Source organism: Glycocaulis abyssi, from assembly GCF_041429775.1.
GTDB classification, from domain to species: Bacteria; Pseudomonadota; Alphaproteobacteria; order Caulobacterales; family Maricaulaceae; genus Glycocaulis; species Glycocaulis abyssi.
Map to the genome: position 1 here is coordinate 1803179 of NZ_CP163421.1, position 14207 is coordinate 1817385.

The window sequence follows — 14207 nt, forward strand, 5'->3', positions numbered from 1 at the left end:
ACCAACGGGGAAAACACCATGCGCCATCTGATCTGCGGCATCGCCGCCAGCGTGCTGATCGCGGCCGCAGTCCATGCCGCTCAGGCCGACGAGTTCGCCAGCCTGGTCGCCGACTATGAAGCCTGGAGCGAGGCGCAGAATGTGCAGGCGCGCGTCCGCGCCGGTGATCTCGATGCGATGCGCGAATGGCGCGATATCTCGGCTGAAACGCTGCAGCAGCAAGACGCGGAAATTGCCGGGTTTTATGACCGGATGCGGGCGATTGACCCGGCCACGCTGGAGGGCAGCGATACCGCCTCCTACGCCGTGCTGGAACACATATTGCGCCACGGCGTCGCCCTGCCGCGTGTGCAAGGCATGTATTTCCCCTTCACCAACGATTCCGGTTTCCACACCTGGGCGGACTTTGCCGCGATGAGCGTGCGCATCCGCAATGAGGACGAGGCGCAAGCGTGGATTGACCGGCTGGCCGGATACCCCGCCCATCTGGACGCATGGATGGGCTGGCTGGACGAGGCGATTGAGGCCGGCTGGACCCAGCCGCGCGAGATCGTCCCCGGCGTGATTGACCAGATCGCCGCGCAGATTGTCGATGATCCGCGCGAAAGCGCGCTTTACCAGCCGCTCGCCAATCTGCCTGCGAGCATTCCGGCAGAGGCGCGCGAGGCGCTGCAGGCGCGCGGCGCGGCGGTTATCGCTGATACGGTCATGCCCGCCATTGCAGGCCTGAGAGACTATTTCGAGAACACCTATATGCCGGCCGCGCGCGAGAGCATTGGCGTGTCCGAAGTACCTGGCGGGCGCGAATATTACCGCGCTCTGGTGCGCTATCACACCTCGCTGGACCTGACGCCGGAGGAGGTTCACCAGACCGGGCTTGATGAAGTGGCGCGCATCCGCGCCGAGATGGACGATGTCATCGCGCGCACCGGGTTTGAGGGCAGTTTTGACGCATTCACCCATTATCTGCGCACCGATCCGCGCTTCTACGCCCAGAGCGAGATGGAGCTGATGATGCGCGCCTCCTACCTCTCCAAGCTGGCCGATGATGCGATGCCGGCCGTGTTCAACCGTCTGCCGCGCCTGCCCTATGGCGTGCGCCCTGTGCCGCCCGCGCTCGCGCCGAACTATACGACGGGCCGCTACTGGCCGGGTGATGCCGAAACGGGGCGGGCAGGGGGCTATATGGTCAACACCTATGCGCTCGACCAGCGCCCGCTTTACGAGCTGCCCGCCCTCACTTTGCACGAGGCGGTGCCCGGCCATCACCACCAGATCGCGCTCGCCCAGGAGATCGAGGACATGCCGGACTTCCGCCGGCGCGCCTCCATCACCGCTTTCACCGAAGGCTGGGGCCTCTATTCGGAATTCCTCGGCCTCGATATGGGCTTTTACGAAGACGCGTATGAGGATTTTGGCCGCCTCTCCTACGAGATGTGGCGCGCCTGCCGCCTGGTGGTCGATACCGGCATGCATTATTTCGGCTGGACGCGCGAAGAGGCTGAAAGCTGCTTCCTCGACAATTCCGCCCTCGCGCCGCTGAACGTCACCAATGAGGTGTCGCGCTATATCTCATGGCCGGGTCAGGCGCTCGCCTACAAGACCGGCGAGATTCTCATCCGCCGCCTGCGCAGCCAGGGCGAGGCGAGGCTGGGCGAGGATTTCGACCTCGCCGATTTCCACGACACGATCCTGGAAGAAGGCCCCCTGCCGCTCTCCTATCTTGAAACCAGGATGGAAGCCTGGATCGCAGAACGGGAGGGGTAGGGGATTTTCCTTGGACCTCTCCACCTTAGGTCCCCCGCCCCGCCTGTCCCCGTGAAAACGGGGAACGGGAGACCCATGCCGATGAGCGTGAGGGCATTGGGCTTCTCCCTCATCCCTTCACCACGTGGCAACCCAACAACAAGATCAAGGCGCTGGGGAGTAGGGGCACTGCTCTTTACAGGAACATATATAGAACATATGGTGCATTCTGTTAACGAATTCATCTGCGCGTAGGTAGAATCGTTAACCAATTGCGATTCTTCTTCGCTAAAGCGGGACGGCACCATGGCGAGCAAATATACAGCAATCGACTTGTTTTGCGGCGCGGGCGGCCTTTCGGAAGGGCTTCGCCAAGCGGGCTTCCATGTTCTCGCAGGCAACGACTACGATGCCGCCGCCGGGGCGACCTTTGCCCATACCCACCGCGAGGCCAAATTTCTTCCGGGTGCGATTCAGGACATTGATGCGGAAGACTTTCTTCAAGCTGCAGGCTTGAGACGGGGTGAACTCGATTGCCTCGTAGGCGGTCCACCTTGCCAAGCGTTCAGCGTTTACAACCACCAGCGCGGCATGCATGACGAACGGAGCCAGCTTTTTCACGAGTATCTGAGGCTCGTAGAGGGCCTTCATCCACGCTGGGTGGTCATGGAAAATGTCACAGGCATTCTGTCGGCCGGCAATGGCGCAGCCGTCGAGGCGATCACCGACGGCTTGAGGAAGCTTGGCTACAGCAATGTTCAACACCGGACCCTCAAGGCTGAAGAGTATGGCGTTCCACAAGAGCGCCGCAGGGTGGTGTTTATCGGAAATCGCGTAGGCGCACCGATCGTTTGGCCTGAGCCGACGCACGGGCCGGGCAGGCTGCCGTTTAACACGATCAAGGATGCAATTGGTGATCTGCCGTTACTCGAGAACGGCGAAGATCGAGGTGTGACGAACTACGCTGCAGAGCCATGCAGCTACTTTCAGTATCTAGTGCGCGATGGATCGAATGCGGTTCTCAACCACGCGGCACCGCGCTTGTCGTCCATCAATATCGAACGGATGCGCCATATTCCGCCGGGCGGCAGCTGGCGCGACATTCCATTCGAGCTTTTGCCGAACGGAATGAAAAAGGCTCGCCGTTGCGACCACACCAAGCGGTACGGGCGAATGAAGTGGGATGGTCTCTCCTGCACCGTGCTCACCAAGTGTGACGTGCATTGGGGTGCTTACATCCACCCAGAGCAAAACCGTTCGATTAGTGTTCGAGAAGCGGCTCGGCTGCAGTCATTTCCTGATTGGTTCGAGTTCTTGGGTTCAAAAACCGAACAATATGTCCAGGTGGGCAACGCGGTTCCGCCCCTACTGGGCCGCTGCATAGGCGAGGCGATTTTGAAAGCAGACACTTATCACAAGGCCGCTGCCACGCTCGTTGCTGCTGAATAATGCTGATATCAGAAATATTTGGCTTCGGCGTTGACAACCAGAGCCCCGAAGCCCGCTCTTCACGCAGCCAGAAGCGTTGCCCGTTCAGAAGCACCGCCTGCACAAAAGCCAGCAAGTCTGATCCGATCGGCATTTGCTCTCTATCTGACGGCAACGAGGCGGCCTCATTGTGCCCTGTACGTTTTCTGGAAGGCGGGAAAGTGTTCCGCGATGCTGCACACATCGCTTTTGGCGAGGGAGCTGAGATCGCGGTATTTCCGGAAATCCGTATCCTTAAAGTTGTCCAGGAAGGACAAAAGACCCGTAAGATCGGTAAAGTGGACTTTCTAATAGGCAAAATTGAATCAGATAGAGTTGCAGACTTTGCCGCTATAGAAGTTCAAGCGGTATATTTTTCCGGTGGCGAAACAAGATCGCCAATGAAACATTACTTGCAGCACGGCACCTTAGATATCGCAAACTCGGACAGGCGCCCCGACTTCCGGTTGTCGGCACAAAAAAGACTGGCACCTCAGCTTCAGCTAAAAGTTCCTGTTTTCCGTCGCTGGGGAAAGAAATTTTTTGTGGTTGTGGATAGCCACTTTTTCGCCAGTCTGCCGTCTTTCAAATCGACGACCGCAAGCAACAGCGAGGTCACTTGGTTGAGCTATCCGATTGCGAAGTCAGGTGATGATTACACTCTAGGCGCGGCCAACGTCGTTTATTCCGAGTGGGACGAAATTCAGACATCGCTCAGAGAAGGCACTCCACCGGAGCCGGCTGATATAATTCTGGAACTTCAGACCAAGCTGGATTCAAAGAAGCCGCCGCTTCGTATCAAATCCTAGTTGCAGTCCGGTGTGGCAATGCGCACAGCCATCGACGTCGCCATCACGTTCCGCCTCCGCCCCTTCGCCATTCCGGGCGAGCCATCGGCGAGACCCGGAATCCAGCCATTCCCAGAAAACACACTGGATTCCAGACAAGCGCTTCGCGCTTTCTGGAATGACGAGGGAGGCGGCTGGAAAACGGACCCCGGCTCAGAGGCTGGGGACCCGGTGGGTTTGCCTTCCCAAATACCCTGCCAGATTGCGCATATCCTACCCCAACCCGCCCTGCAGGGGGATAACTCCACTCCTTACCCCCCCAATTCCCACGAATAGGGGGATAGATGCCGCCGGCGGGCATCTGTCCTCCTTGTTGCGCTTTGGCAACACGGTGGAATCGGGGCCTTCGAACCGTGGAATCGGGGGGTGTGCACCCCTCATTTCGGGGCTGAAAACCCCTTAAAACGGGGATAGACGCCCTGCCCGCCCTCGCCAAGCGTCAAAAGGGGTGTTATCCGCCCCCCTATCCCCCATGGACAGGTGTGTCATGCCCGCTATCGATCTTGCCCTTCTCTCTGCCGCCTTCGTCACGTTTTTCGTGGTGATCGACCCTATCGGCGTAATGCCGATCTTTGCGGGGCTCACTCAAGGCACCAGCGCGGCCCACCGGCGCAACATGGCCATCAAGTCGGTGGCCATCGCCACCATCGTCCTTTTGGGCTTTGCCTATGGCGGGGAATGGCTGCTCTCGGCGCTGGGGGTGAGCCTTGATGCCTTCCGCGCGGCGGGCGGCGTGCTGCTCTTCCTGGTGGCGCTCGACATGATCTTTGAAAAGCGCACCGAACGGCGCGAGGACCGGGCCGGAAAACTGCATCACGAGGGCGAGCACGCGCCGGAGGATATCTCCGTTTTCCCCATGGCTATCCCCATGCTGGCGGGGCCGGGCGCGATTGCCTCCATCATGCTCTACATGTCCGGCTCTGGCGGGGACTGGGCCACACAAGGCGTCATTCTGGCGGCGATGGCGGCCAATCTCATCGTGTGTCTGGTGCTGTTTCTTGCCGCCGGTCCGCTCATGCGCGTGATGGGGGATACAGTCGCCGCGATGATTACACGTATCCTCGGGGTGATCCTGGCCGCACTGGCCGCCCAGTTCATCTTTGACGGGATCGCAGGCGCCTTGCTGGGCTAGGGTTTATGGTCAATGCGCCGTAAACGCTGCGCTCACTGAAATTTAGCCGGTTTCTGCCATTATCCTGCCTTCAGGGTGCGGGAGAAAATGCGCCATGACACGGTTTCGCATCAGCTTGTGGATTGCCTTTGCCGGCGTGCTGGCTCTGGGCCTGACGGCCGGAGGTTTCAGCCTCGCCAGCGGTATGGTGGATCAGGCGATAGCCTTTACCTGGCCGAGCGCGGGCGCGGCGCTGGCCATCGCCCTTTTGATCCCCGGCGTCCGGCGCGAGTAGAAAACGGCCTTTATTTGCAGTGGCTTAGTTGCGCCCTGCTCCCGGCCCGTCATTCCATACAATGCGGTATAGATCAAAGCGCCGGTCGCGCAAATTGCGCACCGTGCCGGAGCGGCGTGCTTCGGCCAGATCATCGAGGCGCAGATCGGCGACGGCGATTGTCTCAACATTTTCAGATGTTTCTGCCGCGATACCATCACGCGCAAACGGGAAGTCGCACGGCGTCAGAATGGCGCTCTGGGCGTAGTTCACATCCATGTTTTCAACGTCCGGCAGATTGCCGACATTGCCTGCTGTGACTACGTAAAACTGGTTCTCGATGGCGCGCGCCTGCGCGCAATATCGCACCCGCAAATGGCCGGTACGGTTGTCGGTGGCGTAAGGCACGAAGAGGATGCGCGCGCCCTCATCGGCCAGGCGGCGGGCCAGCTCTGGAAATTCGCTGTCATAACAGATGAGTACGCCAATCGGGCCGCAGTCTGTCGGGATGGCGTGAACGAAGTCGCCGCCCTTGATATTCCACCAGAAGCGCTCGTTCGGCGTCGGGTGGATCTTTTCCTGCGCGTGCACCGAGCCATCGCGCAGGAAGACATAGGCCACGTTCTGGATCTCGCCGTCATCGGTCTCGGTGGGGTGAGAACCGCCAACGATATTAATGTTGTAGCGCACTGCCAGCTGGCTCATAAATTCAAGGAAGCGCGGCGTGTGGCGCGACAGGGCGGCGATGGATTCCTGCGGCGAGAGGCGCCGCTTTTCGAGCGATAGCAGCGCCACGGTGAACATTTCGGGGAAGACGCAGAAATCGGCCCGGTAGTCGGAACAGACATCGACGAAATATTCCACATTACGCTCGAACTCGCGCGCGCTTTCCACCGCGCGGGCCATGAACTGGACGGCGGCCACGCGCACGGTCTGCGGGTCGGGACGCCTGCCTGCGCTGGGCATTTCGACGAATTTGGGATTGCGCCAGACCATCAGCGAGGCATGGCCAAGGGAGTCGGTGTCTTCGGGGTAGTAGTTCTTCAGAACGCCGACCGGCTCAAAGCCCATACGCATCTGGAAGTTGGAGACAGAATCCTTCACCTCGCGCGCCTCGATGGCGGCGAGATATTCTTCCGGTGTGGGATAGGCTTTGCGGCGGCGGCGATAGCCGGGCAGGCGCCCGCCAAAGACAACGCCTTTCAGACCCCATGCCTGGCAGAGCTGTTTTCTGGCATTGTAAAGCCGCTGGCCGATGCGCAGGCGGCGGCGTGTCGGATCGACCGCCACCTCCATGCCGTAAAGCCACTCGCCGTCCTCGTCATGGCGCGCCGCATAGCCATTGCCGGTGATTTCCGCCCAGGTGTGCGGGCTCATCGCCAGCGCTTCGCTGATGATGAAGGTCGCGCACCAGCCGACCACATCGCCTTCATATTCCACGAGAAACTGGCCTTCGGGGAAAGCCTGTATCTGACCGCGTATCATGCCGGGCAGGTCTGGCGGCAGGTTGGGATAGGCCCGGTCCTGCAGCGCCAGAATCTCCGGCACATCGGCCAGCGTGGCATTGCGTACGGTCAGGGTCGCGCTCTGGCGTTGTTCGGTCATGTAAAATGGGGTCCGTATAGATCGGTGCGCCGGTCCCGGAAAAAGCCCCAGGCGGCGCGGTGACGGTCAAGAAAGGCACGGTCGAAACGCGCAACCGCCACGCCTTGTTCCGCCCGGTCCAGTTCGGACACCACTTCGCCGGTATGATCGCAGATGAAGCTCGTGCCGTAGAAGAGCTGGCCGTTCTCGTCGCCCACCCGGTTGGCTGCGCCGATGGGTATGACATTGGAGACGGCATGACCCTGCATGGCCCGGCGCCAGCGCGCCGCCGTGTCCAGGCCCGCATCATGGGGTTCAGAGCCGATGGCCGTGGGGTAGAGCAAGACTTCAGCGCCCATCAGCGCCATGGCGCGCGCGGTTTCGGGGAACCACTGGTCCCAGCAAATGCCGACGCCGACGCGGCCGTGGCGCGTGTCCCACACCTTGAAGCCGGTATCGCCGGGGCGGAAATAATACTTCTCCTGATAGCCGGGACCGTCAGGAATATGGCTCTTGCGATAGGTACCCAGCGCCTTGCCGTCCGCATCCAGCATGACCATGGAATTATAGTAGCGCGGACCGTCGCGCTCGAAGATGGAGACAGGGATCACGACGCCGAGTTCCGCGGCGAGCGGCTGCAGCGCGGTCACGCACGGATGCTCCAGCGCCGGGTAGGCGGTGGCAAACCAGTGCTCTTCCTGGCTGGTGCAGAAATACGGGCCCTGAAACAGCTCCGGCGGCAGGATCACTTGCGCGCCCTTGCCCGCCGCTTCGCGCACGAGGCCCTTCACCGTTTCGATATTGGCGTGCATGTCCGCGCCGAACGCGCCTTGCAGCACGCCCAGCGTAATCGTCTCGTTGGTCAAGATCAGTCCTCGTTCAGCTCGTCGAGCCAGTCACCCGGCCCGTCGCCCGTGCGCAGATCCATTACTGTCGGCCAGAGCCGCCACGGGGCTGCGGCATCGGCATTCCACAGCGCTATGTAGGCAAATCCCGTCGCCGGTTCCATGACTATCTGCGCGCCATAGCCAGACAGATAGCCCGAATGGGCAACAAGGGTGCGCTCGCCCCAAGAATAGATGCGCCAGCCGAGCCCGTAATGGGTTTCCTGCACGCGCCCCGGAAAGCGCCGGTCCAGCCCGCGTGTTTCACGCGGGGTCGCCACGTAAGGGGTGAAGATGCGCTCGCGTATGTCCGCCGGGATGCCGCCGGTTTCAGAGATATGGGCCTGCGCCCATGCCATCAGATCTTCCAGCGACACCACGGCCGCGGCCGCAGGCGCAACCGCATCGTAATTGCTGGCCGGGCTGCCGGGCGTGTCTGCGCGGCGCTGCCAGCCCCGGTGGGGCCGCGCCCAGCTCGCCGCGCGCGTCAGGTCGCGTTCGGCAAATCCGGCCGTCGTCATGCCATAGCGTTCAAACAGACGGCGGCGCACATTGCGCTCATAGCTGGAGCCGGTGGAACGGCGCACCACTTCCGCCGCGCCGGAAAACACAATGTTCTGATAGGTATAGCACTCACCGACCGCGCAGACCGGATCGAGCTGGGCGGTGTCGGTAAGGATGGCGTCAATGGCGCGCCCCTCCTCCAGCCGGTTGTCATAGGCATTGCGCGGCAGGCCGGTGCGGTGGGAGACCAGATCGAGCACGGTCGGCTGGCGCGAATTATTGACGCGGATGATCTCCGGTGCCGGATCATCAAGGCGGATACGGCCCTCATGCTCCAGATGGGCCAGCAGCACGCCCGTCATCGTCTTGGTCAGCGAGGCGGCTCGGAACACGGTGCGCGGCGTTATGGGTTCACCCGAGCCGGCCGCCGTCTCGCCGGAGGTGTAGATGAGGGCCGGGCGGCCCTGCTCGATAATGGCAACGGCCAGCCCCACCACGCGGCGCGCACTGGCGGCCTGATTGAGGCGTACGATCACGTCGTCAAGATAGGCCAGGTTTGAATAGAGCGAGACGCGCGGCGCGTGCGGATCGCTCATCTGGGCCAGCGTCTCGGCCTGGTCAACGAGCGTTGGCAGGAGGCGTTCGGGCGCAATCTCCCAGACAAACTCGCCGCCATCGGCCGGCACCGCCACCGGCACCACGCTGCCCTCGCTGACATAGGCCATGTCGAGCGATTCCGCGATGGCCGCCGCTTCGGCCAGCGCCGCCTCCGGGTCCATGTCCGGAGCGCTGGCGATGAAGGGCGCCTCCGCCTCCGCGCCCGCTACGGGCGCAATACGATAGATGGTTTCGCTGTCCGCCTCTGGCGTAGCGGTTTCTTCAGCGCCGGTGCGGCTCTCTGGCAGATAGCGTTCGGGCAGGACGGGCGCGGCGTCCGCATTCGTGCCTGCCATGGCTGCACCCGCGTCAGCGATGGCGTACACCGCCTCACCGCCATCGCTCATTTCAGACACGCCTTCAGCCTCGCGGCGCGCTTCGGCAGCGGCAATCAGCGCGTCGGCCTGCTCCATGGTCAGGCTGGCTACCGGGGATGGCGCATCTTCAGCCGAAGCCAGCGCACTGGCCGTCATCGCACGCAAATACGGCACTGGCGGCGCCGCACTGGATGCGGCCGCCATGGCAAGCGCAGCAAAGGCATAGGCTGTATAGCGCATGGGATCAGACCCGTGGCTGGTTGCACGTCACACAATGAAAGGACCCGCCGCCTGACAGGATATGCGAAGACGGGCTGGCGGCAAGAGTGTGCGACGCAAAGTAAGGTTTCAGGATTGCTAACGCCGCATCGGCGTGCGCGTTAAACGACGGAATTACCACCGTTTTCGGCGAAATCACCCAGTTCATGTGGGAGGCGGCCTTCGGCTCGCCCTCCTCATCCACAACCCGTCCCGGCGAGGGAATGCGCACGATTTCCAGCCTGCGGCCCTTCGCGTCACGCGCATTTTCAAGCTGGCGTGCGATGGCATCGAAGATTTTCGCATTGGGGTCGTCACCGCCGCTGGCGCTCTGGCAAGCCACGATGCCGGGCGCGATGAAGCGGGCGATATTGTCGACATGGCCATCGGTATGGTCGCCGATCAGACCCTCATCGAGCCAGATCACGGCGCTGACCCCCAGCGCCTCTTTCAGCCGGTCTTCCACCTGCGCTTCGGAAAGCGAAGGATTGCGGTTGGCGTTGAGAAGACACTGGCGCGTGGTGAGAAGTGTGCCCTCGCCGTCAAACTCCAGCGCGCCGCCCTCGCAGACCAGATCGATCTCCTTGAGCGCGGCACCGGCGCGGGCAGCGACGGCCAGCCCGATCTGCTGGTCGCCATCAAGCTCATACTTGCCGCCCCAGCCATTGAAGCGAAAGCGAACCGCCTTGAGCTGGCCATTCGAGACGGCAAAGACCGGGCCGGTATCACGCACCCAGACATCGCCATAAGGATTGCGCACAACCTCAACCGTATCGCCCAGGCGCGCACGGACATCGCGGGCCGTTTCCTCACTGGCCGCATGCACGGTGACGGCCTGGCCGCCGCGCACCAGATGGCTGACAAAGCTGGCAAATTCGGCGCGGGCGGGGGCGAGGTTTTCTTCCCACAGATCGCCGTCTGCCGGCCAGCAGGTATGGATCACGCTCTGCGGCGCGGTCTCGTGGGGGATGTGAAGATGGGCGGTCATCGTGTTGGACGCAGCTTTCAGCAGCAGGGACGGATGGCTTTGCCATACCATGCCCGCCAAGGCGTAGCGATGGGGTTAAGCGGGACCGCCAGGCGCCGCGCACACAAAAGAAAAGGGCGGCTCAGCCGAGCCGCCCTTCCCTTAGTCTCAGAGCCGTAAAGGCTGGCTACTAGAACTCGTAGCGCAGGCCGATGCGGACCGACCAGAGCGAGGCCGAGCCCTGACGGCCCTGCACCACACGGTTCGGGTTGAAGCTGCGGTACTCGATCTGGTTACCGCCATTGATCAGTCCGGCGCTGGCAGCTTCGATCGTGCCGGGGAAGCTGGCCTGACGGAAGATGCCCCACTCGTCATTGATGAGGTTGGGCAGGTTGTCGATCACGATGAACGCCGCGCTGCGGTGACCATCGCGAAGACCGGGCAGTTCCTGCTCGATGCGCAGGTCGGCCTTGATCCACCAGTCAGAGTTGAAGGCGTTGCGCGGAACGAAACCGCCCGCATAACCCATCAGACCCTGCTGCTCGAGATAGCTGAAGAAGCCATCCACATCGAAACCGCCGGCAAAAGCGACATTGGGATCGCTCGGACCGGTGGGCACGTAGAGCAGTGAGCTCGCGCCTTCCTGGAAGGGATTGAAGCCCATCACGCTGTTCGACGCAAAGCCGTAGCCGTAGGGACGGCCCTGAGCGGCCTGGCCGAACAGGGTGAAGCGCGTGCGGTATTCCTGCACGAACTCATGCTCATAGTTCAGCAGCAGCGTAAAGCGGTGCGGAACGTTGTAGTTGGACTGGGCGATTTCATCCACTTGCGGGTTGAAGTAGGCCCGGTTGCTATAGTTCGAGAAGGCCACCGAGCTGGTCATCGGCTGGATGTCCTGGGCGTCCGAATAGGAGTAACCGGCAACCCAGCTGAGGCCGAAATCATATTCGCGCTGAACGGTGAGGCCGAAATTGAAGGAGTCGACATCACGCGTGGCGTTGGTCAGCACAAAGGACGGCTCGCGATTGCTCGCAAAGACCGGGATGCCGGCAACAGCCGTGCCAACCTGGTCCAGGTCACCGCGGCGGATAACCGCCGAGTTCTGGGCGCGGTTGAAGAGCAGGTCGGCATTGACGATGTACTCACCGCCCAGGAAGCCGGCCAGCGGCACATCGACAAGCCAGGTGGCGCCCAGCGAGAACTTCCACTCAGCCGGAATGTTGAAGCTCGGATCGAGATAGTTGATCTCGAAATTGTCACCCACGCCCGCAGCAACGCCGTCAACCAGCTCCTGCGGCACCGCAAAGCCCGGTGTCAGACCGTTCGGGTAGACAACATCGGCATCAAACAGCGAACGCGTGCCGTTCGTGTAGCCGAAATTGCGGCCGCGCTGGCCGAACTGGGTCACGTTGTTCGCCGAGTAATTGTTCGACAGCCAGACATTGGGGTTGCCGCCGGAGAACAGGCCGATGCCACCGCGCACGGTGAGCGTGTCGCTAACATCCCATTGCACCGCAAAGCGGGGCTGGATCAGGCCGGTACCGTCAAGCGTCTGCGAGTTCGAGAAGCCGTAATCGGCAACGAAGTCGGGATTTTCCGGCGGAGCATCGCTGGTGGTGTACCAGTCATAGCGAAGGCCGCCCGTGATCGTCAGGTTCGGCGTAACCTGCCACTCGTCCTGCACGAAAACCGTGTTGATCGCGTAACCCCAGTCGGCAGCCGCGTCGGCGGGATTTTGCGAAGGCGCATTGTTGTAATAGATCGCGCTCGGGAAGCCGTTCTCGAAGTCGGCAATGCTGTTGAAGCGGAATTCACCGATCGTGTGCTGAACGAAGAGGTTGTAGATGTCGTACTGCTCACGTTCGTAGCCAAACGAGATCGAGTGGTTGTCGAGCTGGTAGTTACCACGCAGCTGGGCCGACAGGATCGAGTAGTTCAGCTCGTTGGACTGGCGGCTGTCGTCACCCCCAAGGTAGATGGTGTTGCCGCCAACGCGGATCTGGACTTCACCAAACCCGTCCGTGTCGAGCGAGTTCTGGCGATTGACCAGATCAATATAGCTGAGACGCATCTCGGTGGAGAAGTTGTTCGTCCAGTCAGAGAACAGCGAAGCCGTATAGGAATTCAGCTCAGCGCCACGCTCATAGAGGTGATTGGAATATTCGAACTGGCTATTGCCGCCATCGGACTGCGTGATGTTGAAGCCGTCATTGTAATTGTAGACGAAGCTTGCGCGGTGATTGTTATTGATTTCCCAGTCCAGACGCAGAAGGAATTTCTCGTCCGTATTGCCGTAGCTGGACGGGATGCCGCCCGGATCGTAATTGTACACATCACGCGAAATGCGGCGGATTTCCTCGAAATCGGCCAGCGTGAAGCCGGAGATTTCAACTGTTGCGCCGGAACCTTCCGGACCGCGGTCGAACGTATTGGTGCCTTCGCGGCGCTCATAGGCAGCGAAGAAGAACAGGCGGTCCTGGATGATCGGGCCACCGACATTGATGCCGTAGCGGTAATCGTCAAACGGCTCGATGGTGACGCTATTACCTTCCAGGCTGCTGCCAGTCAGGCTGTCACTGGTGTAATCCACGAAGAAGCCGCCGCGGAACTCGTTCCCGCCGGACTTGGTCACAGCGTTGATGTTACAGGCCGAGAAGCCGCCATAACGCACGTCGTACGGGGCCAGCTCGACCGCGACCTGCTCAATGGCATCATAGGAGAAGGGCTGGCTCTCGGTCGGGAAGCCGTTGCTGTTCAGACCGAAACCGTCATTGAGGCGCACGCCGTCGACGGTCAGGCTGTTGAAGCGCGGGTTGGCACCGGCACACTGGATGGCGTCAACGAAGGACTCGTCGACATAGATGCGCGGATCGATACGCACGATATCGCCAAGGCTGCGGTTGATGGCGGGCGCTGCAGTCAGCACGTCCTGGCCGAAGGTCGCGTTCGGGCCGATCGCGGTTTCAACGGTCTGGATGGCCGAACCCGTGACAACGATGACTTCGGTGGCCTGCGATGCCTCCAGAGACTGGTCGAGGCGGAACGTTTCGCCCAGGTTCAGCGAGATGCCTTCAACCTGACGCGGCTGGTAGCCATTCGCCGTGATCGTCACCGTGTAGGGGCCGCCTACGCGAAGGCCGCGGGCAGAAAACACGCCGCCCGCCGAGGTGACGCTGTTCGACACAGAGCCCGAAGGCTGGTGAATAACCTGCACGCTCGCGCCGCTGATCGGCGCGCCGTTCTGATCCGTAATCTGGCCACGAATGTCGGACGTGATCTGCTGGGCGTGTACGGCAGCAACCGGGGCCATCGCGGCGAGCGCGGCCACAGAAGCGCCATAGGCAAACTTCTTGAGGAAAGTCATGGGTAAGGTCCCCCTGGATCGACCAAAATGAAGCGAAGCCCGCCGGAATACGGGCGTTCGGGAGACCGCTTACGGGTGCTGGGAGTCGGTTCGGTGACACAAGTGTGAAGGTTTTATTTCACCGCTACCAACTTATTAACAGACTGTAAGGACGCACACGGAGCATCGGGCGTGCCGTCACCGGTGTAAATTCAACGCAATGCAGCAATTTCCGGCGGCCGTTTGA

At 61.4% G+C, this 14207-nt stretch carries 10 protein-coding genes; 5 read left to right on the forward strand and 5 right to left on the reverse strand.

The genetic code is table 11. From position 1 onward, the window contains the following. Positions 1 to 18 precede the first annotated feature (18 nt). The 5 genes from AB6B38_RS08810 to AB6B38_RS08830 all read left to right on the forward strand — a co-directional run bounded on the left by AB6B38_RS08810 (position 19) and on the right by AB6B38_RS08830 (position 5467). On the forward strand, positions 19 to 1767 hold the full coding sequence (locus AB6B38_RS08810; RefSeq protein ID WP_371392486.1) for a DUF885 family protein: 1749 nt from the start codon (positions 19 to 21) through the stop codon (positions 1765 to 1767). Between the two features lie 285 nt (positions 1768 to 2052). Beyond that, the gene (locus AB6B38_RS08815) at positions 2053 to 3195 is read left to right on the forward strand and encodes a DNA cytosine methyltransferase (protein WP_371392487.1); all 1143 of its coding nucleotides are present in this window, start codon (positions 2053 to 2055) and stop codon (positions 3193 to 3195) included. Next, on the forward strand, positions 3195 to 4022 hold the full coding sequence (locus AB6B38_RS08820; RefSeq protein WP_371392488.1) for a NotI family restriction endonuclease: 828 nt from the start codon (positions 3195 to 3197) through the stop codon (positions 4020 to 4022). The genes AB6B38_RS08815 and AB6B38_RS08820 overlap by 1 nt, the downstream gene beginning before the upstream one ends. A gap of 526 nt (positions 4023 to 4548) precedes the next feature. Next, the gene (locus AB6B38_RS08825; protein ID WP_371392489.1) at positions 4549 to 5193 is read left to right on the forward strand and encodes a MarC family protein; all 645 of its coding nucleotides are present in this window, start codon (positions 4549 to 4551) and stop codon (positions 5191 to 5193) included. A gap of 94 nt (positions 5194 to 5287) precedes the next feature. Further along, the gene (locus AB6B38_RS08830) at positions 5288 to 5467 is read left to right on the forward strand and encodes a hypothetical protein (protein WP_371392490.1); all 180 of its coding nucleotides are present in this window, start codon (positions 5288 to 5290) and stop codon (positions 5465 to 5467) included. Between the two features lie 24 nt (positions 5468 to 5491). On the opposite strand, the gene AB6B38_RS08835 is transcribed toward AB6B38_RS08830, so the two are convergent. The 5 genes from AB6B38_RS08835 to AB6B38_RS08855 all read right to left on the reverse strand — a co-directional run bounded on the left by AB6B38_RS08835 (position 5492) and on the right by AB6B38_RS08855 (position 13981). Next, positions 5492 to 7051, reverse strand: a complete 1560-nt coding sequence (locus AB6B38_RS08835) for a GNAT family N-acetyltransferase (protein WP_371392491.1) — start codon at positions 7049 to 7051, stop codon at positions 5492 to 5494. Next, entirely contained in the window at positions 7048 to 7896 is an 849-nt protein-coding gene (gene aguB, locus AB6B38_RS08840) for an N-carbamoylputrescine amidase (RefSeq protein ID WP_371392492.1), read from the reverse strand. The genes AB6B38_RS08835 and aguB overlap by 4 nt, the downstream gene beginning before the upstream one ends. 2 nt (positions 7897 to 7898) lie before the next feature. Continuing rightward, entirely contained in the window at positions 7899 to 9632 is a 1734-nt protein-coding gene (locus tag AB6B38_RS08845; protein WP_371392493.1) for a serine hydrolase domain-containing protein, read from the reverse strand. Positions 9633 to 9636: 4 nt separating this feature from the next. Then, a complete protein-coding gene (locus AB6B38_RS08850) occupies positions 9637 to 10689 on the reverse strand; it encodes an agmatine/peptidylarginine deiminase (RefSeq protein WP_371392494.1) in 1053 nt (350 codons plus the stop codon). Positions 10690 to 10807: 118 nt separating this feature from the next. Continuing rightward, on the reverse strand, positions 10808 to 13981 hold the full coding sequence (locus AB6B38_RS08855; RefSeq protein ID WP_371392495.1) for a TonB-dependent receptor domain-containing protein: 3174 nt from the start codon (positions 13979 to 13981) through the stop codon (positions 10808 to 10810). Positions 13982 to 14207 lie beyond the last annotated feature (226 nt).

Excerpts from the sequence above, each read along its gene's own strand:
- AB6B38_RS08810 (WP_371392486.1), top strand. The coding sequence starts at position 19 with ATGCGCCATCTGATCTGCGGCATCGCCGCCAGCGTGCTGATCGCGGCC.
- AB6B38_RS08815 (WP_371392487.1), top strand. The coding sequence starts at position 2,053 with ATGGCGAGCAAATATACAGCAATCGACTTGTTTTGCGGCGCGGGCGGC.
- AB6B38_RS08820 (WP_371392488.1), top strand. The coding sequence starts at position 3,195 with ATGCTGATATCAGAAATATTTGGCTTCGGCGTTGACAACCAGAGCCCC.
- AB6B38_RS08825 (WP_371392489.1), top strand. The coding sequence starts at position 4,549 with ATGCCCGCTATCGATCTTGCCCTTCTCTCTGCCGCCTTCGTCACGTTT.
- AB6B38_RS08830 (WP_371392490.1), top strand. The coding sequence starts at position 5,288 with ATGACACGGTTTCGCATCAGCTTGTGGATTGCCTTTGCCGGCGTGCTG.
- AB6B38_RS08835 (WP_371392491.1), bottom strand. The coding sequence starts at position 7,051 with ATGACCGAACAACGCCAGAGCGCGACCCTGACCGTACGCAATGCCACG.
- AB6B38_RS08845 (WP_371392493.1), bottom strand. The coding sequence starts at position 9,632 with ATGCGCTATACAGCCTATGCCTTTGCTGCGCTTGCCATGGCGGCCGCA.
- AB6B38_RS08850 (WP_371392494.1), bottom strand. The coding sequence starts at position 10,689 with ATGGTATGGCAAAGCCATCCGTCCCTGCTGCTGAAAGCTGCGTCCAAC.
- AB6B38_RS08855 (WP_371392495.1), bottom strand. The coding sequence starts at position 13,981 with ATGACTTTCCTCAAGAAGTTTGCCTATGGCGCTTCTGTGGCCGCGCTC.